Source organism: Cobetia sp. 1CM21F (assembly GCF_023161745.1).
GTDB lineage: Bacteria > Pseudomonadota > Gammaproteobacteria > Pseudomonadales > Halomonadaceae > Cobetia > Cobetia amphilecti.
Window position 1 is genome coordinate 19030 of record NZ_JALNTQ010000006.1, and the last position, 22229, is coordinate 41258.

Genomic DNA, 22229 nt, shown 5'->3' on the forward strand with positions numbered 1-22229 from the left:
GATGAAATGGTTCATGTCATGAGCAAGACAGACTCTGATAAGCGCAAGACCTCTCGCCCCGGCAGCAGCCAGGCAGGCAACAAGCAGGCTGGCGGCAAGCACGCCGGTGGCAAGGCCGTGACCGGCAAGGCCTTCGCGGACAAGAATGTCACGGACAAGCGCGCGGCGGATTCTGCCGACAAGCGTGGCGAGCAGGCTCGCCCGACCCGTGATACCGGCAAGTCCACGCGTGGCAGCAAGGCCAATGTCGGCAAGAAGCTGGCCGCCGCCGACGCGCCGGAACTGCGTCCGCTGCCGCCGCAGGCCAAGGGCGACAAGCTGGTCGAGGACGAGAAACTGCAGAAGGTGCTGGCGCGCTCCGGTCTCGGCTCCCGCCGTGAGATGGAAGTCGCCATCAGCGCCGGTCGCGTCAAGGTCAACGGCAAGGTCGCCCAGCTGGGCGATCGCGTCGGCCCGCGTGACCAGGTCAGCCTCGATGATCGTCCGCAGAGCCTGAAGGGCGCCGAAGAGACGGCGCGTCGCGTCATCATGTACAACAAGCCGGAAGGCGAGCTGTGCACGCGCAAGGACCCGGAAGGCCGCCGCACCGTCTTCGAGCGTCTGCCGCGCCTGAAGGGCGAGCGCTGGATCGCGATCGGTCGTCTCGATATCAACACCAGCGGTCTGTTGCTGTTCACCACCGACGGCGAGCTGGCCAACCGCCTGATGCACCCGTCGACCCAGATCGAGCGTGAGTACGCCGTGCGTGTCATGGGTGAGGTCAAGCGCGAGCACGTCGTCAACATGGTCAATGGCGTGATGCTCGAAGATGGCCCAGCACGTTTCACCGATGTGCAGGAATTCGGTGGTGAAGGCATCAACAGCTGGTTCCACGTCGTGATCATGGAAGGCCGCAACCGTGAGGTTCGCCGTCTGTGGGACTCCCAGGGCCTGACCGTCAGCCGTCTGAAGCGCGTGCGCTACGGCAACATCTTCCTCGACAAGCGCGCTCGCGCCGGTGAGTGGGTGGAGATGGAGCAGAGTGAGATCGATGAGCTGTCCACGCTGGCAGGTCTCGAGCATCGCAAGGCGCCGGCCCTGACGCCGGACGAGCAGAACCGCTGGAGCCGCGACAAGCAGAAGCGTCGTCCGGTGCGCGCCATGAAGAAGCCGCCGCAGCGTACGCGCAAGCCGCGCTGATGGCGCAGTCGGTGAGGGCGGCGATGCGCCGTCATTCACTGACATGGCATAAGCTCGTGGACATGCCACAAGCTCGTGCGACCTAAGTGGTAACCCGCAAGCCCGCGCCCATCGCGGGCTTGCGTGTCTTTGTCACAGGGGCTGGCCCCGCGCTGGCGCGGGCGTTTCGCGAGGTGCCAGCGGACAAGCTGGTCATTTACTTGAAGTTTTTTTGCAAAAGGCTTGCGTCGAAACGGGATCGGCGGTATCTTACGTCCCGCTTCGCAAGGGTCGTTAGCTCAGTGGTAGAGCAGTTGGCTTTTAACCAATTGGTCGAAGGTTCGAATCCCTCACGACCCACCATTCTCTGGAATGGTCTCTTGCAAAGCACCCGGCGGCGGGTCGTTAGCTCAGTGGTAGAGCAGTTGGCTTTTAACCAATTGGTCGAAGGTTCGAATCCCTCACGACCCACCATCCGCCACCCAGTTTTGGGTCGTTAGCTCAGTGGTAGAGCAGTTGGCTTTTAACCAATTGGTCGAAGGTTCGAATCCCTCACGACCCACCAGATCTTGCCCCGTGCCTTCATTGGCGCGGGGCAATTTTTGTTACGCGAAAGGAAAGAGTCCGTTGCCCCCCAAGTCGACTGGAGCCGCGATCGCGCCAGGCGTATCCTTGTGGGCGAGCCAAGGCTCATGTCCGCCCAGTGCGGACGACGCTGCGGGCGATAGACGCCCAAGGCACACGCCGCAGTCTGGGGAGCCCAGCTGCAGCGCTGGCAGGGCCGCCACGGGCCGTTCGTGTCCGGGCCGAGTCCTGACCCACTCAGCACAGGGGGAGCCCCTGTGGGCTAGGTGAGAGACACATGAACAGCCTGACTAATGCCATGCCGGGTCGTGAGGCCCACAATGCCGTCCGTGAGCAGGTGCGCGAGCATCTGGCCCGCGCTTACTGCCCGACACGCCCCGCCGCCGAAGATGCCGCGCTGATCGACGAGATCAAGCAGCTGCTCATCGAGCGTGATGCCGCACTGGTCGCGCATTACTACTGTGACGACGCCATCCAGCAGCTGGCCGAGGAAACCGGCGGCTGCGTGGCCGACTCGCTCGAGATGGCACGCTTCGGCGCCCGCCATGACGCCTCGACACTGATCGTCGCCGGCGTGCGCTTCATGGGCGAGACCTCCAAGATCCTGTCGCCGGAGAAGCGCGTACTGATGCCGACGCTGGAGGCGACCTGCTCGCTGGACCTCGGCTGCCCGGAAGACGAGTTCGCGGCCTTCTGTGATGCTCATCCCGACCGCACCGTGGTGGTGTACGCCAATACCTCGGCGGCCGTGAAGGCGCGTGCCGACTGGGTGGTGACCTCCTCGATCGCCGTCGATGTCATCGAGCACCTGCATGCCCGGGGCGAGAAGCTGATCTGGGCGCCGGACAAGCATCTGGGCGCTTACGTGCAGAAGCAGACCGGTGCCGACATGCTGCTGTGGGACGGCGCCTGTATCGTCCACGACGAGTTCCGCGCCCAGGGCATCAGTGACCTGCTCAAGGTCTACCCGGACGCCGCGGTGCTGGTGCACCCGGAATCATCGCAGTCGGTGGTCGAGCTGGCCGATGTGGTCGGTTCCACCTCGCAGCTGATCAAGGCCGCCGTCGAGCTCGACAATCAGCAGCTGATCGTCGCGACCGATCGTGGCATCTTCTTCAAGATGCAGCAGGCTGCGCCGCACAAGCAGCTGTACGAGGCGCCGACCGCCGGCAATGGCGCGACCTGCAAGAGCTGTGCGCACTGCCCGTGGATGGCGATGAACGGCCTGGAGAATCTGGCCGCCGTGCTGCGTCGCGATCCATCGGAAGCCAATGCCGAGGAAGTCTTCGTCGATGATGACCTGCGTGAGCGCGCCCTGAAGCCGTTGACGCGGATGCTGGAATTCAATCGCGGCTGAGCGCTGACGCTGATCGCCACCAATTGATGTCTGCATGAACCAGAACCGCCGCTCCCGATTTCCCGGGGCGGCGGTTTTTGTTTGCCTGGTGAAGCGAGCGGGGGCTGCCTCAGAACTCCTCGATGGCGTTGCGATAGCGCTTGAAGTCCTCCCGGCGTGAACTGATACGGTTGGCCATGCTGAAGTCGCCGTTCTTGCGCGCGGCCTCGTCGGCCAGCTTGAGCTGCGCGAAGGCCTTGTCCATGCGGCCCTCCAGCTGGTCGAATTCGGCGCGATACAGGAAGGCCTCGGCGGTGTGGCCACTGCGCCCACTGGCCTCGGAGGCCAGGCTCCAGACCTTGGGGTCATCGGGATGATCGCGACGCATGTCCTCCAGCTGCTGGCGCGCGGCGGCGGGGTCCTGTTGCAGCGCGACTTCCGCCATGGCCAGTCGGGTCGGCAGGTAGTCGGGTTGCAGGCGCAGCAGGCGTCTGGCGCGGCGGGTCGCCTCCTCATAACGCCGGGCATCCCGCGCGACCTCGACCGCACTGGCGCTGATCAGGGTCAGGTCAGGATGCTTGTCATGCAGGCGATCCAGCGCGGCCAGTGCCTTGTCGACCTGGTTGTGCTCCGCCGCGGCCAGCGCCTGATAGTAGGCAATCGCGTCGGGGTCGGGGTTGTCTTCGCGCAGTGTCGTCAGCCCCTGCTCGGGCTGGCGCAGGTTGAGCGCCAGCAAGGCGCGGGCACGGATCATCGCGTAGGCGAGCTGCGCGAGCGGGTCGGGTGTCACCTTCTGCATGGCGTCGGCACGCGCCTGGGTGTCGCCGATGCGCGCCTCGGTCACCGGGTGCGTGAGCAGAAATTCCGGTGCGTTGCCGCCCTGCAGGCTGGCCATGCGTTGCATGGCGCGGAACATGCGCGGCATGGCCTCGGGGTCGAAGCCGGCGCGTGACAGTGCATCGATGCCGACGCGGTCGGCCTCCTGCTCGAAGCGGCGCGAATAGGCCAGCTGGTCGGAAATGGCAGCGGCCTGGGTGCCGGCCATGGTCGCGATGCCCGCTGAACCGCCTCCGCCTGCCGCGATCACCATGCCGGCGAGGAAGCCGGCCAGTGTCGGCAGGCGTGTCTCGGCCTGGCGCTCCATGTTGCGCGCGAAGTGATGCTGGGAGAGGTGGCCCAGTTCGTGGGCGAGCACCGAGGCGAAGGCGTCGCGGTCCGGCGCGAAGACGAACAGCCCCGTATTGACGCCGACCACGCCGCCGGGCACGGCGAAGGCGTTCAGCTGGCTGCTGGCGACCAGCGTGATGATGAAATTGCGCTCATCCAGCTCGCTCCACGGCGCCAGTCGACGCACGATGCTACCGATCCAGTCCAGAGTGATGGGATCATCCCATTCACGCACATGGGCGCGGAACTGACGCAGCCAGGCGCGACCGATACGATATTCATCGTTGCTGGAGATGCCGCCACTCGCACTCCCCAGGTCCGGCAGTCCATAGTCGTTGTGGGATGCGGCCGGCGCACTGGCGACCGGCGCGCCCATCAGCAACAGGCCGAGCAGGGCGCTCGACAGGGTGGCAAGCCCGCGGCGTCCGATGCGGACGCGTCCGCTCAAGGGGGGCAGCAACGACATGCAGGCAATCCTCTTCGATATGGCGCAAGGTGCGGTCGGCTCGCAGGATTGCCGGGCGCCGCACTGGCGTTGACGGCCCTGCGCGAGTCCGGGCAGGACGCAGCCGCGCAGGGCGGAAAGTTGCTTTGTCAGGCAAGGTGCCCTTAAATCGGGGCGTTTTCAAGCTGCACCCTCCATGGCGTGCGGCAGAACATCATAACGAGAACGGAAGGGCAGATGGCATTCGAACGACCTGGCGCTGAGACTGCGAATCCGATGGCTGACTCCACGGCCGATACCCACCTGCAGACGCTGGATGCGCGCGGCCTGCACTGTCCGTTGCCGCTGCTGCGCACCAAGCTCAAACTGGCTGGCATGAGTGCCGGCGAGCAACTCGAGGTCCTCGCCAGTGACGCCGGCGCCTGGGGCGACATTCCTGCCTATCTGGCGCTGAGCGATCACGCGCTGGTCTCGCGTGAAGAGACGCCAGAGGGCGATTATCGCTTCGTGATCAAGGCGCTGTGCGAGGAAGATCCGTCATGACCATGAAGACGTTGTTGCGTGGCTGGATCGAACGCTATTTCTCCGACGAAGAAGCGGTGGTGCTGTTTCTGGTGCTGGTGCTGGTGTTCGCCGCCGTCATTCTGCTCGGCAGCATGCTGGCGCCATTCTTCACCGCCCTGATCGTCGCCTTCCTGCTGCAGAGCGGCGTCAGCTGGATGGAGCGCCGTGGCCTGCCGCGCCTGGCGGCGGTCAGCCTGATGACGCTGGTGTTCATGGGCATCATGCTGGCCAGTGCGCTGATCCTGCTGCCGCTGGTCTGGCATCAGCTGGCCAATCTGATCCAGGAGATTCCCGGCATGTTCGCCTCCGGGCAGCGCTGGCTGGGCGAGTTGCAGGAGCGCTTCCCCGGCCTGATCACGCCGGAGCAGGTCCAGCAATGGGTCGGCGCCGCCGGGCGAGAGCTGACCCAGTTCGGGCAGCGCGCGGTATCGCTGTCGCTGGCGTCGCTGGGCAACCTGATGGGTGTGGTGATCTACCTGGTGCTGGTGCCGATCCTGGTGTTCTTCATGCTCAAGGACCGCGAGCGGCTGGTGGACTTCACGCTGGCGCTGCTGCCACGCAAGCGCCTGCTGATGAGCCGGGTCTGGAACGAGATGGATGACCAGATCGCCAACTTCGTGCGCGGCAAGGTGATCGAGATCGTCATCGTCGGCGGCGTCAGCTACGTCACCTTCGTCGCCTTCGGGCTGCCGTATTCGGCGCTGCTGGCGATCGTGGTCGGCTTCTCGGTGCTGATCCCCTACATCGGCGCGGCAGGGGCGACCTTGCCGGTCGCCGCCGTCGCCGGTTTCCATTACGGGCTGGGCGACACCTTCATGTACGTGATGATCGCCTACGGCATCATCCAGGCGCTCGATGGCAACGTGCTGGTGCCGCTGCTGTTCTCGGAGGCGGTCAATCTGCATCCGGTGGCGATCATCCTCGCGGTGCTGTTCTTCGGCGGCATCTGGGGCTTCTGGGGGGTGTTCTTCGCCATCCCGCTGGCGACCCTGATGAAGTCGCTGCTCTATGCCTGGCCGCGCCGGGCGCGCGCCGAGGAGAATCGGGTCGCGGACAAGAGCGCCTGATCGAAAAAGCCCCGCCAATCGGCGGGGCTTTTTCATGGTTGAGGCGGCTGGCGCACAGGCGCTCTCTGCCCAGCTGTTTCTCCACGAGCTGCTGTCACACGGACAGCTGCCACTCGAGCTGCTGCCATTCGAGACTAGCGGTCAGCGTTGAGCTCGCGGGCGGCTTCCAGCACTTCCTCGACATGGCCCTTGACCTTCACGCCACGCCATTCGCGCGCCAGATTGCCGTCGGCGTCGATCAGGAAGGTGGAGCGCACCACGCCGAGACTTTCCTTGCCCATGAATTTCTTCATGTGAATGACGTCAAAGATCTTGCACAGGGTCTCGTCCGGGTCGCTGATCAGCTCGAACGGGTAGCCCTGTTTCGCGCGGAAGTTCTCGTGGGTGCGCAGGCTGTCGCGGGAAACGCCGAGAATCACGGTGTTGGCCGCTTCGAATTCCTCGAGGTTGTCGCGGAAGTCACCGCCTTCGGTGGTGCAGCCCGGCGTGTGGTCCTTCGGGTAGAAATAGATGACGGCTTGCTTGCCCTTGAGGCTGGCCGGAGTGACTTCGGTGTCACTGGTGGCCTGGGCGGTAAAGTCGGGAATTGGCTGACCGAGGCTGACGCTCATCGTGCTCTCCTGGCGATGACTGACGGCCATGTGGCGGCTGACAGTGCTGAATGATGAAAAAAACCGGCAGTGATGGGCATCGCGCTTGCCCGCTTCTGCGGTGTGTCCTGCATTACACGCAGGGCGTCCTGACTTGTCAAAGACAGGGCAGAACTCTTGTGTTTCACCGTCTTGGCGACCGGCGCCATCGCGCCCATCCGCCGTGCATCTGCCCCACGGACAGGCGAGGGAATCCACCGCTTTGCACAACCGGTGCAGATGGCGTCTGTACAGGCTTCGATGGTCTTTGTAACATCATCACCCTTGACGCGACTCGCGTGTCGGCGTGCCCACGCAATCAGAGTCCCGCGTCAACCAATTTATGTCAGATGTCTGTCCCCGAGATCCGTTGTTTCAACAGCGCAGGGACACGCCTGGCGCATCAGGCACCAGAGGAGAATTCGAGGGATGATCACAGGTAGCATTGTCGCACTGGCGACCCCGATGAAGGCCACCGGCGAGATCGACTGGGACGCCCTGCGCCAGCTGGTCGCCTTCCACCTCGAAAATGGCACCGATGCCATCGTCGCCGCCGGCACTACTGGCGAGCCGACCACCATGTCCTTCGCGGAGCACTTCGATGTCATCCGCTGTGTGGTCGAGACGGTCGCCGGCAAGATTCCGGTCATCGCCGGCACGGGCGCCAACGCCACCTCCGAAGCGGTCGAACTGGCTCGCTACGCCAAGGAAGTCGGTGCGGATTACTGCCTCTCCGTGGCGCCGTACTACAACAAGCCGACTCAGGAAGGGCTCTACCAGCACTTCAAGGCCGTCGCCGAGCAGGCAGGTATCCCGGTCATTCTCTACAACGTGCCGGGTCGCACCTGCTCCGATATCTACAACGAGACGGTCTTCCGCCTCGCCGAGCTCGACAACATCGTCGGCCTCAAGGATGCCACCGGCAACCTGGAGCGCGGTCAGGAACTGATCGACCGCCTCAAGGGCACTGACTTCGCGCTCTACTCCGGCGATGACCCCACGGCCTGCGACTTCATCCTGATGGGCGGCCACGGCGATATCTCCGTGACGGCCAACGTCGCGCCGCGCCTGATGCACGAGATGTGTGAAGCCGCCGTGGCCGGCGATGCCGAGCGCGCTCATCAGATCAACACGCGCCTGATGCCGCTGCACTCCGCGATGGGCGTCGAGTCCAACCCGATCCCGGTCAAGTTCGCCATGCACCGCATGGGCCTGTCGCCGGAGTCCGGCGTGCGTCTGCCGCTGACCTGGCTGTCCGAGCAGTACCACTCCACGGTCGAGGAAGCACTGCAACTGGCCGAGGTGCTCAACTGATGAGTCAGCGTTTCGTGCCACTGGCCCTGCTGACGGCGCTCGCGGTCGCAGGCTGTTCCAGTGATGGCTACTACTACGATCGCAACAGCGAGTATGCCGATGCCAGCATCGCGCCGCCGCTGGAGCTTCCGGACACGATCAATCGTGGTGATTACCAGGATTCCATGCCGGTGCCGCAGGCCAGCAGTGATTTCCTGGCCAGCGACGACTTCGAGGCACCGCGCCCCCAGCCGCTGGCGACCAGCGAGCAGGGCGGGCGTGAGTTCGTCGCCATGCGTCAGAGCGGCGATGCCCGCTGGTTGGCCGTGAACGCCGCGCCGGCAGCGGTATGGACACGTCTGCAGTCCTTCGTGCGCGACCAGGGCCTTGATGTGCAGAGCATCGATGCCGGCAAGGGCGAGATCACCACGGCCCAGGGCATCATCAGCGTCAGCCAGGGGCTGCGTGCCGATGCCTCCGAAGTACGTTGTCAGCAGGGCGGCGATGTCGCCGGCAGCTGCCTGAACGCGCTGAGCGGCTATCTGGCCGCGTCTTCCGCCGATAGTGGTGTCTCGCTGGCGGCCCAGTCGCTCAGTCGTGATGACCGCGTGCGCCTGGAAGGCCGCGATGGCACCTGGCAGGTTGATCTGGCGCTGGACACCGAGCGCAGCTGGGCCGAGCTGCTCTATCAGCTGCAGAAGAACTTCAATACCGACTACCAGACGCTGACCGATCAGGACCGCTCGCGTGGCGAGTTCATGGTCGATTACATCCCGCGTGAAGAGCGTGATGGCGGCTGGTTGGGTATCGGTGGCGATGGTGATCCGGTACCGATGGTACTCAAGCTGCGCGCCGAGAATGACCACACCCTGGTCACGGCGACCCGTGCCGATGGTGAAGAGACCACGCCGGCACTGGCGCGTGAGCTGCTCGACGCCGTGGCGTCGACACTGCGCTGAGCATGTGGCTCGACACGCCTTGCGCCGCCTCATCTGACGACTCGTCGGGTGAGGCGGCTGCGTCGTTTCAGATCCCCCTCCCAGTGGCAGGCAGTGGGGCGCTGGCGGCTGGCCTGACGGCCGCCCGTGGGCCGGGTGACGACGCCCAGGGCGTGATGGCGATGGCGTCGCTGGGCAGCGGCAGCAAGGGCAACGGCACGCTGATCCGCACTCGCGAGGCACTGGTGCTGGTCGATTGCGGCTTCACCCTCAAGGAGACCGAGGCCCGCCTGGCGCGCCTCGGCGTGCACCCCTCGCAGCTGGACGCCGTGCTGGTCACGCATGAACATGGTGATCACCTGAGCGGCGTGGGGCCGCTGGCGCGTCGCCATGGTGTGCCGGTGCATCTGACCACCGGCACCTGGCTTGCCGGGCGTGCCAAGAAGCTCGGCGCGCTGCCGAGTCGGCATCTGATCACGCCGCAGCAGGAGTTCGCGATCAAGGATCTCGAGATTCTGCCGGTCACGGTGCCCCACGATGCGCGCGAGCCGGTGCAGTTCGTGTTCAACCGGCGCGGTGAGACGGCCACGCGTCGTCTCGGCGTGCTGACCGATCTCGGTCACGTCAGTGAGCATGTGCTGCAGTGTTTTGCCGATTGCGATGCGCTGGTGATGGAGTTCAACCACGATCCGCAGATGCTGGCCAGCGGGCCGTATCCGTCCAGCCTCAAGCGGCGGGTCGGGGGGCGGCTCGGTCACCTGGCCAATGCCCAGGCGTGTGCCGCCTTGCCCTATCTGGGGCTGGCGCGCCTGCAGCGGCTGGTGGCCTCGCACCTGTCGGAGAGCAACAACCATCCGTCATTGGCCCGGGAGGCACTGGCCCCCTGGCTTGCGGATGACGATAGTCGCCTGATCATCGCCGCGCAGGACAGCGGCTTTGGCTGGCAGGCCATCGCCTGATATTCATGACGCCCGGTCGCTTCGCGATCGGGCGTTTGTGATTCTGGATGAGCTGACCAGATGGACAGCTCTCGAATCACCTCATACACCAGCGCCACAGTCCTTCTCGACTGGGCGTGACAGACTCAAGCGTGATCGATTCATCGTCGACCGCCTCAACACTCGACGCGTCTAGCGTCATCAGGGGGAATCTCATGGAAAAGCGTGAAGAGCTCTACGCTGGCAAGGCCAAATCCGTCTTCGTCACTGACGACCCGGATCTTCTGCTGCTGGAATTCCGCGACGATACCAGCGCCTTCGACGGCAAGCGTATCGAGCAGCTGGATCGCAAGGGCATGGTCAACAACAAGTTCAATGCCTTCATCATGGAGAAACTCAAGGCGGCCGGTATCCCGACCCACTTCGAGCGTCTGGTCAGCGACAACGAATGTCTGGTCAAGCGTCTCGACATGATGGCGGTGGAGTGCGTGGTGCGTAACATCTCCGCCGGTTCACTGGTGCGTCGTCTGGGTGTCGAGGAAGGCATCGAGCTCAATCCGCCGACCTTCGAGCTGTTCCTCAAGAACGACGAGAAGGGCGACCCGATGATCAACGAGTCGCTGGTCGAGACCTTCGGCTGGGCAGAGCCCAAGCACCTGGCACGCGCCAAGGAACTGACCTTCCAGGTCAACGACATCCTCAAGCAGCTGTTCCTCGACGGCGGCATTCTGCTGGTCGACTACAAGCTCGAGTTCGGTGTCTTCAAGGGTGAGGTCGTGCTGGGTGACGAATTCTCGCCGGACGGCTGCCGTCTGTGGGATGCCGAGACGCGCGAGAAGCTCGACAAGGACCGCTTCCGTCAGGGCCTGGGCGGCGTGATCGAAGCCTACGAGGAAGTCGGTCGCCGTATCGGTATCGATTTCTCGGCCTGAGCCTGAGCTTGGGTGACGCACTGGGGCACTGAGGTCCTGACGTCACGCAGACAGCGCATCAAGGAACGGCCCCCTGCCAATGGCAGGGGGCCGTTCCTGTTTGGCAGGCGCCAAGTGTCTGGGCGGGAACGTAGCTGTGAGGAAAGAGGCGTGGCGCTTCAGGAGGCGCGCAGGCTGGCCAGGTCGATCACCTGGCGGGCGACAGCCGCGAGGGCGTGGTCCTGGCCTTCGTCATCCAGGCTGCCATCCTCGTGGAAGGCGCTGGCGGCACGCGAGACCGCGATCTGCTGGGGCGCGACCAGCATGCCGAGGTTGTTCAGGTACAGGCGCACGAAGGGCAGCGCGCGCATGCCGCCCATGGCACCGGGGGAGGCCGAGACGATGCCGACCGGCATGCCGCGCAGGGCGTCCATGCCGCTCTGGCCATCCGCCGCCGGACGTGACAGCCAGTCGAAGGTGTTCTTGAGCAACGGACTGAAGAAGCCGTTGTATTCCGGCGTCGCCAGCAGCAGCCCCTGATGGCTGGCCAGCATCTCCTGCAGGCGGTCGGCGCTGGCGGGGCGGCCATTGGCCTCTTCGCTATCGCCATCGTAGAGCGGCATCGGGAAGTCGTTGAGATCGAGCAGACTGATCTCGGCACCTTCCTGCCGGGCGTGGTGCGCCAGGCGCTCGATCAGGCGTCGATTGACGGAGGCCTTGCGGGTACTGGCGGCAAAGGCAAGCAGACGGATACTCATGCGGCGGACTCCCGGTGAAACGAGTGGAGATGAAGGAACGCACGCCCAGTATGGTCAGGTCTCGTGACGGTTTGCCAATCCAATCTGGCATTGTCTTGATCTGGCGCGCGCAATCCTTCGATCCGCTTCATGCAAGGCGTTGAGCCCCACTGGCCAAGGCGCTGCCCTGGCTCGCGCAGGGGCTTGATCAGACGGCCACGATGGCCGCGACCTCCATCATCAAGTGGCCATCGGGTTGCGTGCGGGCCGTGAAGCGCACATCCACGTCCACCAGCCGTACGCCGTACTGGCGCTTGCCATCGGCGGGCCTGGTGGCGTGATAGGCGGGGCGCGGGTCCTGGGCGAGCACTTCCTCGATCAGTGCGCGCAGCGTGGCGCTGTCGGCCCGCGTCGCCAGTGTCTGCTCGGCCTGTGAGCTGAAGACGACGGCGTGACGCGGCGGTGGCGCAGGCGCATAGCCGGCACGCGCCTCGGGCACCGCATCGACCCACGGCAGATACGGCTTGATGTCCATCACCGGCGTGCCATCGAGCAGGTCGTGGCCGCGCAGCAGCAGGCGCACGCCGTTGCGCTTGCCCGACTGCTTGCCATCCGGCGTGGCGTTGGCCGCCGGCTCGACGCCTGCCAGTTCGACCACCGACTGCCCCAGCCGGTTGGGACGATGGGTGCTGCGAGAGGCGAAGACGCCGGTGCGCGCGTTGCCTCCCAGGCGCGGCGGGCGGATCAAGGGCGTCCAGCGTGTGGGGCTGGCGTGGAACAGGAAGTGGATCCACAGATGGCTGAAGCCCTCGATGTCGCGCACGCAGTCCGGGTCATCGAAGGGTGGCAGCAGGTGCAGGATGGCGGTGGCGTGGCGCGCCAGCCCCGGCTGGCGGGGAATGCCGAACTTGTCCGGGTAGCAGCTTTCGATGATGCCCACCGGCTGCATGGCCTGTTGGCCCAGCGCCGCGGCCTGCTCACGCAGATGAGGGGGCAGCAGCGGCAGGCGCCTGGCCAGTGCGGCATCGTTCATCGGGTGCTCGGCCGTGTCGGCGGTCGGGTGGGGGCTGGCGGGCTGATCGGAAGAGGACATGGCAAGACCGTGGCAGAGGCTGAAGTGATGATGGCGCAGAATGTCGTGTGACATTCCAGGTCGCCATGATGCCATGCCCGTCGTCGCGCGGCATGACTGGTCTCACTGGGTCGGCTTGTGTAGTCTGCCGCGAGAGCAGCGCCACGTGGCGCTGAATCGTGATGCTGGCGACGGGGCGTGAATGCCCCGCGCGACTCTTGAGGGCAACTTTGATCATGTCAGACCCTATCGCCATTACCGCTGCCGACGGCCTGCCGTCGACACTGGACCTCGACCGCCTTGCACTGGCGAGCCAACAGTTGATCGAGGCCGGTCAGGCGCTGGACGCTGCCGGGCAGGTGCCGGCCACCGGTGGCAACTTCTCCTGTCGTCTCAGTGATCGCCTGATGGCGGTCACCGCCTCGGGCTGCCATAAGGGCCGCCTGACCAGTGGCGACATTCTGGTCAGCGATTTTGCCGTCAGGCTGCAGGGCACTTCCCGCAAGGCCTCTGACGAGGCGCGCCTGCATGGTCAGCTCTACGAAGACCTGCCCCACGCGCAGGCGATTCTGCATACCCACTCCAGGGCCGCCACCGTGCTGTCGCTGTGCCATGAGGGCGACACCCTGAGCCTGGAGGGTTTCGAACTCAACAAGGCGCTGGAAGGCGTCAAGAGTCATGAGACGGCGGTACGTCTGGCCGTCTTCGACAATACTCAGGATATCGATGCGCTGGCGCTGGACGTGCGCGCCCGCCTGGCCGCCGATGCCGGTCTTCACGGCTACCTGATCCGCGGCCATGGCCTCTACACCTGGGCCAGCAGCATGTCGGCCTGTCGCCGTCATGTCGAAGCGCTCGATTTCCTGATGGGTTGTGAACTGGAACTGAGGAGACAGCGATGAGCTTTCTGGCCATCTACGCCGAGCAGGACGCCTCGCGTCCGCAGTTGATCACCAATGATGGCGCGCAGATCGCCAGCGAACTCGAGGCCGAAGGCATTCGCTTCGAGCGCTGGACGGCGGGCTGCGAGATGAGTGATCCCACCGACCAGACGCAGGTGCTGGCGGCCTACGCCGATGATGTCGCGCGTCTCAAGTCCGAGAACGGTTTCGTCACCGCCGACGTGATCGGCCTGACGCCGGATCATCCTGACCGCGACGCCCTGCGCGGCAAGTTCCTCGATGAGCACCGCCACGCGGAGCATGAGGTGCGCTTCTTCGTGCGCGGCAGCGGCATCTTCTACCTGCATCTGGGCGAGCGCGTGCTGGCGGTCGGTTGCGAGAAGGATGACCTGATCGCCGTACCGGCCGGCACGCCGCACTGGTTCGACATGGGGCCGACGCCGGACTTCACCGCCATCCGCCTGTTCACCAATCCGGAAGGCTGGATCGCCAACTTCACCGACAATGACATCGCCGCCCGCTTCCCGCGTCATGAAGCGTTGGCCGAGCACTTTACCCAGACCGCAGCCCCGCATTCCCAGGAGTCCGCATGATTCGCGCCATCGTCACCGACATCGAGGGCACGACCGGCTCGATTCGCTTCGTGCATCAGGTGCTGTTCCCCTATGCGCGCGCCAACCTGGGCGATTTCGTGCGCGCCAATGCCGAGCGTGAGGACGTCGCCGAGCAGCTGGCCGCCACCCGCGAGCTGGCCGAGGCGCCGGAGGCCGATCTCGAGGCCGTGATCGCCATTCTGGAAGGCTGGATCGACGCTGACCGCAAGGCCACGCCGCTCAAGGCGCTGCAGGGCATGGTCTGGGCGCAGGGCTACGCGGACGGCGACTTCACCGGCCATGTCTATCCCGATGCCGTGAAGGGATTGCGTGACTGGAAGGAACGCGGACTGTCCTTGTATGTCTACTCTTCAGGCTCCATCCAGGCCCAGAAGCTGCTGTTCGGGCATTCCGATGTCGGCGATCTGACTCCGCTGTTTGCCGGCTACTTCGACACCACCACGGGCCCCAAGCAGGAAGCCGAGAGCTATCGCCGCATCGCCGGTCAGCTGGGCATTCCGGGCGCGGAGATCCTGTTCCTGTCGGATGTCGTCGCCGAGCTGGACGCCGCCGCTGCCGCCGGCTTCCATACCTGGCAGCTGGTGCGAGAACCGGACATGGTCACGGGAGATCACCCCCGGGCCAGCCGCTTCGATGAGGTGTCCTTCAGCGGCTGAACAGGACGCTTCAGTGACAGGTGTCAGCCGTGAGCCTGTCAGGTTTTCCATGAATACATCGTCCTCGTTCGAGGACACAAGGAGGACGAACGATTGCACAGCCAGACCGATAGCCGTGAAGTGGCCAGGGAGCGTGTTCATATCGTGGCGGCGCAGCCGCAGCATGCCGCGGACCAGGCCGAGGTGTTCTACCAGGCCGTCATGCAGGGCGCTGCCGGTCATTATGATCTGGCGCAGCGCCAGCAGTGGGCCGCGCGTGTCCCGCGCGACGCCGAACGCTGGGCCGCGCGTCAGCATCGCTTCGAGGTGCTGGTGGCGGAGCGTGATGGCCGCTGCATCGGCTTCTGCGAGTACGCCCCCGAATGGCCGCTGGCGCGCATCGAGATGCTTTACGTCTATCCGAGTCTGATGGGGCAGGGCATCGGCAGCCAGTTGCTGGCGGCGGCCGAGCGCGACCTGCGCGAGCGCAAGGTGCGCGTGATGAGTCTGGAGGCCAGTCTGACGCTGTCGCCGGGCCTGGCCCGCCGTGGCTGGCACAGCCTGGGGCTTGAGCACGTCAAGCGCGATGGCATCTGTCTCAAGCGCGAGCGCTTCGAGAAACGTCTCGACGAGTGACGCGTGCGTCACGGTGATATCGGAAATGAAGACGCCCCCGCCGGTCATCCGGCGGGGGCGTCTTGTGTCTGGCATGGTGTCGCGTCTGGCATGGTGTCAGTCATGCCGCGTGATCAGATCGATCAGGCCATGGTGTCGACGATGCCGCCTTCCACACGCAATGCGGCGCCGGTGGTGGCGCTGGCCTGTTCGGAGGCGGCGTAGACGCTCATGTTGGCGACTTCCTCGGGGCTTGCCAGGCGCTGCAGGATGGAGGTCGGGCGGGCCTGCTTGACGAAGTCGGCCTCGACCTCCTCAAGTGCCTTGCCTTGCTCCTCGGCGTTCTGCTTGAGCATCTCGAGCACGCCCTCGGAGCGGGTCGGCCCCGGCAGGATGGCGTTGACGGTCACTCGGGTGCCGGACAGCACCTTGGCGAGCCCGCGCGAGACGGACTGCACCGCGGATTTGGTCATGCCGTAGTGGACCATCTCGCTGGGGATGTTGAGCGCCGATTCGCTGGACAGGAACTGGATGCGACCCCAGTCGCGCTCCTTCATGCCTCGCGCATAGTGGCGGGACAGGCGCACCGCCGACATCACGTTGACCTGGAAGAACTGCTCCCAGGTGTCGTCGTCGGTGTCGAAGAAATCCTGCGGGGCGAAGATGCCGACATTGTTGATCAGAATGTCGGTGTCCGGCACGGCGCGGATCAGCGTGTCACAGCCGTCGCGTGTGCCCAGGTCCGCGGCCACGCCCTGTACCTCGCTGCCGGGCGCCTTGTCTCTGAGGCTGGCGACGGCCTCATCGACACGCGCCTGGGTGCGGCCGGTGAGGGTGACGCAGGCGCCTGCGCGGGCAAGCCCTGTGGCGATGGCGAAGCCGATACCGGCAGTGGAACCACTGATGATGGCGCTGCGGCCGCGTAGATCAATCTGCATGCAAACCTCCTTGCAGGGAGCGATGGCGACGAGAGCCCAGGCAGGTGCCTCGAGCCGTGTCGCTCTCGTCATCCGGGTGTGCTCATTGCGTGGCGATGCCGAGCGCGCAATGCAAGGGGGGAGTGGCAGTGCAGATCAGATCTTGCGCAGATGCATGTGGCGCAACGCCCCGCCGGGGCCGAGGTCGCGGTCCTCGAGTCGCTGCACCGCATGGCCCTCCAGCAGGTTGTCCAGCGGCACATTGAGGTTGGTCGCCACCAGCCGGGCCAGAGGATTGAGCAGACGACGCAGTCGCCCGGCCGGGCGATTGCCGCGCAGGCCCTTGTCGAGCAGCGACAGCTCGCCATCGCTGGCCAGCACGCGCAGCGCTTCATCGAAGGCGCTCTGGGGCTGGGGCACCACGGCGATGATCAGGTGGGCGATGACGACATCGAAATAGCCATCGGGGAAGTCGAGCGCCATGGCGTCGCCCGGCTTGACGTTGGCATCGAAGCCCAGCGTCTCGGCGCGCTCGCGACAGCGGCGCAGCATGGCGGGGGAGGCGTCGATCACCTCGAGCTCGATGTCACGGGGCAGGAAGGGCAGGTCGAGCCCGGTGCCACCGCCGAGCAGCAGCACGCGGGTGCCCGCCTGGATATCGAGGGTCGCGATGGCATCACGCCGCGCGGAGCGCAGGATGCGGGCGGCCACACGGTCATAGATCGGCGCGTAGAGACTCCAGCGGCGCGTCTGCCAGCCGCCGCCTGATGCCCTGGGGGCTTCAGGCGGCGGCTGATGAGGAGATGGCGGGGACATGGGGCGCCTCCCTGGCGGCATGGCAATGTGTCGTGACAGATGGGCCGGCGTCAGCGGCGACTTCTGCAGGACAGGAGCTGGCCAGCAGGAAGGCATTCACCTGTCGTTGGCTAGCGGGTCTCGACAGTGTAGATGCGCATCGACAGGTCGATGGAGGTCACGTCCTTGGTCAGTGCGCCGATCGAGATGCAATCCACGCCGGTGGCGGCGATACCCGGCAGGGTCGCCTCGCTGACGTTGCCGGAGGCTTCCAGTACGGCCGGCTTGGCATGCGCCTTGTTGCGCACCACGGCCTCGATGAGCTGATCGTTGTCGAAGTTGTCGAGCATGATGACGTCGGCACCGGCATCCAGCGCCTGGGCCAGCTCCTCGAAATTCTCGACTTCCACTTCGCAGGTGACGTCGGAGGCGATGTCGCGCGCCTCACGCACCGCCGCCGCGATGCTGCCACAGGCAGCGATATGGTTTTCCTTGATCAGGAAGGCGTCATAGAGGCCGATGCGATGATTGTGGCCACCGCCGCAGCTGACGGCGTATTTCTGGGCGACACGCATGCCAGGCAGGGTCTTGCGGGTATCGAGCAGGCGCACGCCACTGCCCTCGACCAGCGAGGCATAGTGGCTGGCGCGGGTCGCGGTGCCGGAGAGCGTCTGCAGCAGGTTGAGCGCCGCGCGCTCGCCGGTCAGCAGCGAGCGTGCCGGGCCTTCCAGCTCCAGGAAGGGCGCGTCGGCCTCGAGGCGATCACCGTCGCTGGCCAGCCACTTGAGGCTGACGCGCGGATCGAGGCGCCGAAACAGCTCATCGACCCAGGGCACACCGCACAGGATGGCCGGTTCGCGACTGATCACGCGCGCCTTGGCCCACTGGCGCTCCGGAATCAATTCGGCGGTGATATCGCCACCGCCGACATCCTCGGCGAGCAGGCGGGCGGCGCTGGTACGGATATCCTCGGCGAGGGCGTCGTGGAAGTTCATGCGCGTCTGATCCTTGTACGAAGAGTGCTGCCGGAGCTGGGGTCTGTGCGTGTGCCGGGGCAGTGACACAGACCCGTGGCTGCCGAGCATGCCATAATGTGCGCCATTATAGGAAAAGCCACGCGAGCGGTCAGTCCCCGCGTGCGACGACCTTCCCGTCTGGAGTCTTCGATGCCCCCCTTGTCCTCTTCCCCGCGGTCGGGCCACCTGACGCGTCTGGCGGTCACCCCCGAGCACTGGCTGGAGAGCGCCCGTCAGGTGCCGTCTCCCAATCACAATGCTCGTCCCGAGGGAGAAGTCTCGGCGCTGGTGCTGCATTCCATCAGCCTGCCGCCCGGACGCTTCGGCGGTCCGGCCATCGAGCAGCTGTTCACCAATCAGCTCGACCCCGGCGCCCACCCTTACTTTGCCGATATCCATCAGCTGCGTGTCTCGGCGCATGTGCTGATCCAGCGCGACGGTCGCCTGGTGCAGTTCGTGCCCTTCGATCGTCGCGCCTGGCACGCCGGTCGCTCGCGCTGGCATGACGGTCAGCGTGAGCGGGTCGAGCTCAATGACTTCACCATCGGCATCGAACTCGAGGGCGATGAGGTGCATCCCTATCGCGATGTCCAATATCGCACCCTGGCACGCACCGTGGCCGGCCTGATGGCGAGCTATCCCGCGCTGACGCGCGAGCGCATCACCTCGCATGCGCGGATTGCGCCGTTGCGCAAGACGGATCCTGGCCCGGCCTTCGATTGGGCTTACTTCGATCGCCTGCTGGACGACATTCAGGACTAAGGTCGCAGGTGCCTCGCGATGGTGCATTGCAGCATTGCGTGGCGTCTCCAGGCAGGAAACGCCCAGTGGCGGGGCGCGTTGGTAGTTTTACTACATCACGGCTATCGAGGGCGGCTCAGTCTGGCGTATGAGTCCCGACCGCAAGGCGCATGAGGCCAGTGCTGCCGCGGGGCAGCCAAGCCTTGCACCTGCCCGGTGAGTCTTGCTGCCCTGAATTGGCACGCGGGGGTGTTTGCGGTATCTTTCACGCCAAATGACTGCATCTTGTGCCCTGCTTTGGCGCAGGATGCGCGTCGAGATTGACGGCCGGCAAGACCCGGTCACGACAGGTCTATCGGAGATGCGACCCACTCAGAAGGTCGTGCCCACACTGAAGAGCGCCACTGGTTTCGATATCGCTGTTCGTCGAAACGTTTGACAAAAAATTTCTTCACTCGGAGAGACGTCTATGAGTCTGGAGGCAAGAGAAGATCTCGATCCGATCGAAACCACGGAATGGTTGGACTCCCTGGAATCGGTTCTGGATCGTGAGGGTGAGGATCGTGCCCAGTACCTGATGTCACGCCTGGCCGACCGCCTGCGTCGTGATGGCCATCAGGTGCCCTTCTCGGTGACCACGCCCCATCGCAACAGTATCCCCGTGCATCGCGAAGCGCGCATGCCGGGCGACCTGTTCATGGAGCGTCGTATCCGTTCGCTTATCCGTTACAACGCCATCGCTCAGGTGATCCGCAACAACCGTGCCCACAAGGGCCTGGGCGGTCACATCTCGAGCTTCATGTCCAGTGCGACGCTTTACGACGTAGGCTTCAACCACTTCTTCCGTGCACCGGAAGGAGATTTCGAAGGCGATCTGCTTTACATCCAGGGTCACGTGGCGCCGGGCATCTACGCCCGTTCCTTCCTGGAAGGTCGTCTCAGCCAGGAGCAGATGGACAGCTTCCGTCAGGAAGTCGACGGCAACGGCCTGTCTTCCTATCCGCACCCGTGGCTGATGCCGGATTACTGGCAGTTCCCGACCGTCTCCATGGGTCTGGGCCCGATCCAGGCGATCTACCAGGCGCACGTCATGAAGTACCTCAACTCGCGTGAGTTGAAGTCCATGTACGACCGCAAGGTGTGGTGCTTCATGGGTGACGGCGAGTGTGACGAGCCGGAGTCCCTGGGTGCCATCTCGCTGGCTGGCCGCGAGAACCTCGACAACCTGATCTTCGTCATCAACTGCAACCTGCAGCGTCTTGACGGTCCGGTGCGCGGCAACGGCCGCATCATGGACGAGCTGGAAGGCGTCTTCCGTGGTGCCGACTGGAACGTGCTCAAGGTCACCTGGGGTCGCTTCTGGGATCCGCTCTTCGAACAGGACAAGAAAGGCATCCTGCAGAAGCGCATGGACGAAGCGGTCGACGGCGACTATCAGAACTACAAGGCCAATGGCGGCGCGTACACGCGTGAGCACTTCTTCGGCAAGTACCCGGAGACGGCCGATCTGGTCAAGGACATGTCAGACGACGATATCTGGCGTCTGAACCGTGGTGGCCACGACCCGTACAAGGTCTACGCGGCGTATCACGAAGCGGTCAACAACGCCAATGGTCGTCCGACCGTCATCCTGGCGCACACCGTCAAGGGTTACGGCATGGGCATGGGCGATGGCGAAGCTGCCAACGAAGCCCACCAGGTCAAGACCATGGAACACGAAGCGCTGAAGACATTCCGCGACCGCTTCGGTATCCCGCTGACCGACGAACAGCTCGAGGAAGTGCCGTACTACAAGCCGGCGGACGACAGCCCGGAAATGAAGTACATGCACCTCATGCGCGAACGTCTGAACGGCTATCTGCCGCAGCGTCGCACCGAGTATGAAACGCTGGAAATCCCGCCGCTGGACGACAAGATCTTCGCGTCCCAGCTCAAGGGTTCCAACGGCCGCGAAGTGTCCACCACCATGGCCTTCGTGCGCGTACTCAACGGTCTGGTCAAGCACAAGACCCTCGGCGAGCGTGTCGTGCCGATCATTCCTGACGAAGCGCGTACCTTCGGCATGGAAGGCATGTTCCGTCAGCTGGGCATCTACACCGCGGCAGGCCAGAAGTATGAGCCGGTCGACAAGGGTCAGATCATGTATTACCGCGAGGACCAGAAAGGTCAGGTCCTCGAGGAAGGTATCTCCGAAGCAGGCGCCATGTCTGCGTGGGTGGCGGCGGCAACGTCCTACGCCAACCACAACCTGCCGCTGATGCCGTTCTACGTCTACTACTCGATGTTCGGCTTCCAGCGCATCGGTGACCTGGCGTGGGCCGCAGGCGACCTGCAGGCACGTGGCTTCCTGGTCGGCGGTACTGCCGGTCGTACCACCCTGAACGGCGAAGGTCTGCAGCACCAGGATGGCCACAGCCATATCCTGGCCTCGACCATCCCGAACTGCCGCACCTACGACCCGACCTACGCTCACGAAGTGGCGGTCATCGTGCAGGACGGCATGAAGCGCATGTTCGAGCAGCACGAGCCGGTCTTCTACTACCTGGCGGTGATGAACGAGAACTACGAGCAGCCAGCACTCGAGACGGTGCCCGCAAAGGACATCATCAAGGGGATGTACCTGCTCAAGGAAGGCGGCAAGGACGGCAAGGCACGCGTTCAGCTGCTGGGTTCCGGCACCATCCTGCGTGAAGTCGAGGCAGCCGCCGAGATGCTCAAGCAGGACTACGGTGTCGACGCCGACATCTGGAGCGTCACCAGCTTCAACGAGCTGCGTCGTGAAGCGCTGGAACTGGATCGTCAGGCCTTCCTCAAGCCGGAAGAGACCCCGGCCAAGCCGCACATCACTCAGTGTCTGGAAGGACGTGACGGCCCGGTCGTGGCTGCCACTGACTACATGAAGCTGTTTGCTGACCAGGTTCGTGCCTGGGTGCCGGCTGACTATCACGTGCTCGGTACCGACGGTTTCGGTCGTTCCGATACCCGCGAGAAGCTGCGTCACTTCTTCGAAGTCGACCGCAACTTCGTCACCGTCCAGGCCCTGAAGGCGCTGGCGGATCGTGGTGAGATCGACCGCAAGGTGGTCGCGGAAGCGATCAAGACCTACGGCATCGACCCCAACAAGCCGAATCCGCTGAACGTCTGAGCGGAGATC

The 22229-nt window shown here is 64.7% G+C and carries 21 protein-coding genes and 3 tRNA genes; 17 read left to right on the forward strand and 7 right to left on the reverse strand.

Annotated elements, in window-relative coordinates; all coding sequences use genetic code 11:
* The first annotated feature begins 318 nt into the window (after positions 1 to 318).
* From rluB to nadA, 5 genes are all read left to right on the forward strand, one after another.
* On the forward strand, positions 319 to 1179 hold the full coding sequence (rluB, locus tag MSG32_RS15775) for a 23S rRNA pseudouridine(2605) synthase RluB (RefSeq protein WP_043336411.1): 861 nt from the start codon (positions 319 to 321) through the stop codon (positions 1177 to 1179).
* Between the two features lie 267 nt (positions 1180 to 1446).
* Positions 1447 to 1521: transfer RNA gene (locus MSG32_RS15780), tRNA-Lys, on the forward strand.
* Positions 1522 to 1557: 36 nt separating this feature from the next.
* Positions 1558 to 1632: transfer RNA gene (locus tag MSG32_RS15785), tRNA-Lys, on the forward strand.
* A gap of 16 nt (positions 1633 to 1648) precedes the next feature.
* Positions 1649 to 1723 (forward strand) — tRNA-Lys (locus tag MSG32_RS15790).
* A gap of 318 nt (positions 1724 to 2041) precedes the next feature.
* Entirely contained in the window at positions 2042 to 3100 is a 1059-nt protein-coding gene (gene nadA, locus MSG32_RS15795) for a quinolinate synthase NadA (RefSeq protein ID WP_248380794.1), read from the forward strand.
* 109 nt (positions 3101 to 3209) lie between these two features.
* On the opposite strand, the gene MSG32_RS15800 is transcribed toward nadA, so the two are convergent.
* Positions 3210 to 4712 (reverse strand): M48 family metalloprotease, encoded by a 1503-nt coding sequence (locus tag MSG32_RS15800; protein WP_248380628.1) that lies wholly within the window; start codon positions 4710 to 4712, stop codon positions 3210 to 3212.
* Positions 4713 to 4967: 255 nt separating this feature from the next.
* Here MSG32_RS15800 and MSG32_RS15805 point away from each other — a divergent pair, with 255 nt between their 5' ends.
* Positions 4968 to 5234, forward strand: coding sequence for a sulfurtransferase TusA family protein (locus tag MSG32_RS15805; protein ID WP_043336423.1), 267 nt, complete (start codon positions 4968 to 4970; stop codon positions 5232 to 5234).
* On the forward strand, positions 5231 to 6322 hold the full coding sequence (locus MSG32_RS15810) for an AI-2E family transporter (protein ID WP_043336373.1): 1092 nt from the start codon (positions 5231 to 5233) through the stop codon (positions 6320 to 6322). Before MSG32_RS15805 ends, MSG32_RS15810 begins: the two co-directional genes overlap by 4 nt.
* A gap of 134 nt (positions 6323 to 6456) precedes the next feature.
* Here the strand turns inward: MSG32_RS15810 and MSG32_RS15815 are convergent, their stop codons facing one another.
* Positions 6457 to 6933 carry a peroxiredoxin gene (locus MSG32_RS15815; protein ID WP_054556838.1) on the reverse strand — a complete coding sequence of 159 codons (477 nt, stop codon included), beginning with the start codon at positions 6931 to 6933 and terminating at the stop codon, positions 6457 to 6459.
* Positions 6934 to 7380: 447 nt separating this feature from the next.
* Here MSG32_RS15815 and dapA point away from each other — a divergent pair, with 447 nt between their 5' ends.
* The 4 genes from dapA to purC all read left to right on the forward strand — a co-directional run bounded on the left by dapA (position 7381) and on the right by purC (position 11052).
* On the forward strand, positions 7381 to 8265 hold the full coding sequence (gene dapA, locus MSG32_RS15820) for a 4-hydroxy-tetrahydrodipicolinate synthase (RefSeq protein ID WP_043336386.1): 885 nt from the start codon (positions 7381 to 7383) through the stop codon (positions 8263 to 8265).
* Positions 8265 to 9203, forward strand: coding sequence for a hypothetical protein (locus tag MSG32_RS15825; protein WP_054556839.1), 939 nt, complete (start codon positions 8265 to 8267; stop codon positions 9201 to 9203). The genes dapA and MSG32_RS15825 overlap by 1 nt, the downstream gene beginning before the upstream one ends.
* A gap of 155 nt (positions 9204 to 9358) precedes the next feature.
* The gene (locus MSG32_RS15830; RefSeq protein ID WP_248380795.1) at positions 9359 to 10141 is read left to right on the forward strand and encodes an MBL fold metallo-hydrolase; all 783 of its coding nucleotides are present in this window, start codon (positions 9359 to 9361) and stop codon (positions 10139 to 10141) included.
* Positions 10142 to 10335: 194 nt separating this feature from the next.
* The gene (gene purC, locus MSG32_RS15835; RefSeq protein ID WP_043333774.1) at positions 10336 to 11052 is read left to right on the forward strand and encodes a phosphoribosylaminoimidazolesuccinocarboxamide synthase; all 717 of its coding nucleotides are present in this window, start codon (positions 10336 to 10338) and stop codon (positions 11050 to 11052) included.
* 158 nt (positions 11053 to 11210) lie between these two features.
* On the opposite strand, the gene MSG32_RS15840 is transcribed toward purC, so the two are convergent.
* Entirely contained in the window at positions 11211 to 11789 is a 579-nt protein-coding gene (locus MSG32_RS15840) for an NAD(P)H-dependent oxidoreductase (protein WP_192839386.1), read from the reverse strand.
* 187 nt (positions 11790 to 11976) lie between these two features.
* The gene (gene tsaA, locus MSG32_RS15845; RefSeq protein WP_248380796.1) at positions 11977 to 12717 is read right to left on the reverse strand and encodes a tRNA (N6-threonylcarbamoyladenosine(37)-N6)-methyltransferase TrmO; all 741 of its coding nucleotides are present in this window, start codon (positions 12715 to 12717) and stop codon (positions 11977 to 11979) included.
* A gap of 359 nt (positions 12718 to 13076) precedes the next feature.
* On the opposite strand from tsaA, the gene MSG32_RS15850 reads away from it, so the two are divergent.
* The 4 genes from MSG32_RS15850 to MSG32_RS15865 all read left to right on the forward strand — a co-directional run bounded on the left by MSG32_RS15850 (position 13077) and on the right by MSG32_RS15865 (position 15627).
* A complete protein-coding gene (locus MSG32_RS15850) occupies positions 13077 to 13742 on the forward strand; it encodes a methylthioribulose 1-phosphate dehydratase (RefSeq protein ID WP_248380630.1) in 666 nt (221 codons plus the stop codon).
* The gene (locus MSG32_RS15855) at positions 13739 to 14335 is read left to right on the forward strand and encodes a cupin (protein ID WP_052384566.1); all 597 of its coding nucleotides are present in this window, start codon (positions 13739 to 13741) and stop codon (positions 14333 to 14335) included. The genes MSG32_RS15850 and MSG32_RS15855 overlap by 4 nt, the downstream gene beginning before the upstream one ends.
* The gene (mtnC, locus tag MSG32_RS15860; protein WP_153636541.1) at positions 14332 to 15012 is read left to right on the forward strand and encodes an acireductone synthase; all 681 of its coding nucleotides are present in this window, start codon (positions 14332 to 14334) and stop codon (positions 15010 to 15012) included. The genes MSG32_RS15855 and mtnC overlap by 4 nt, the downstream gene beginning before the upstream one ends.
* A 93-nt stretch (positions 15013 to 15105) precedes the next feature.
* Positions 15106 to 15627 carry a GNAT family N-acetyltransferase gene (locus MSG32_RS15865; protein ID WP_052384567.1) on the forward strand — a complete coding sequence of 174 codons (522 nt, stop codon included), beginning with the start codon at positions 15106 to 15108 and terminating at the stop codon, positions 15625 to 15627.
* 122 nt (positions 15628 to 15749) lie between these two features.
* Here MSG32_RS15865 and MSG32_RS15870 read toward each other — a convergent pair whose 3' ends face one another.
* The 3 genes from MSG32_RS15870 to nadC all read right to left on the reverse strand — a co-directional run bounded on the left by MSG32_RS15870 (position 15750) and on the right by nadC (position 18313).
* Positions 15750 to 16544: an SDR family oxidoreductase gene (locus MSG32_RS15870; RefSeq protein ID WP_248380632.1), complete on the reverse strand. Its 795-nt coding sequence runs from the start codon at positions 16542 to 16544 to the stop codon at positions 15750 to 15752.
* A 135-nt stretch (positions 16545 to 16679) separates the two neighbouring features.
* Entirely contained in the window at positions 16680 to 17339 is a 660-nt protein-coding gene (locus tag MSG32_RS15875; protein ID WP_248380634.1) for a class I SAM-dependent methyltransferase, read from the reverse strand.
* A 110-nt stretch (positions 17340 to 17449) separates the two neighbouring features.
* Positions 17450 to 18313, reverse strand: coding sequence for a carboxylating nicotinate-nucleotide diphosphorylase (nadC, locus tag MSG32_RS15880; RefSeq protein WP_248380636.1), 864 nt, complete (start codon positions 18311 to 18313; stop codon positions 17450 to 17452).
* Positions 18314 to 18484: 171 nt separating this feature from the next.
* On the opposite strand from nadC, the gene ampD reads away from it, so the two are divergent.
* Together ampD and aceE are read left to right on the forward strand one after the other, a co-directional pair.
* Positions 18485 to 19096, forward strand: coding sequence for a 1,6-anhydro-N-acetylmuramyl-L-alanine amidase AmpD (ampD, locus tag MSG32_RS15885; protein WP_052384569.1), 612 nt, complete (start codon positions 18485 to 18487; stop codon positions 19094 to 19096).
* 448 nt (positions 19097 to 19544) lie between these two features.
* Positions 19545 to 22220 carry a pyruvate dehydrogenase (acetyl-transferring), homodimeric type gene (aceE, locus tag MSG32_RS15890; protein WP_248380639.1) on the forward strand — a complete coding sequence of 892 codons (2676 nt, stop codon included), beginning with the start codon at positions 19545 to 19547 and terminating at the stop codon, positions 22218 to 22220.
* Positions 22221 to 22229 lie beyond the last annotated feature (9 nt).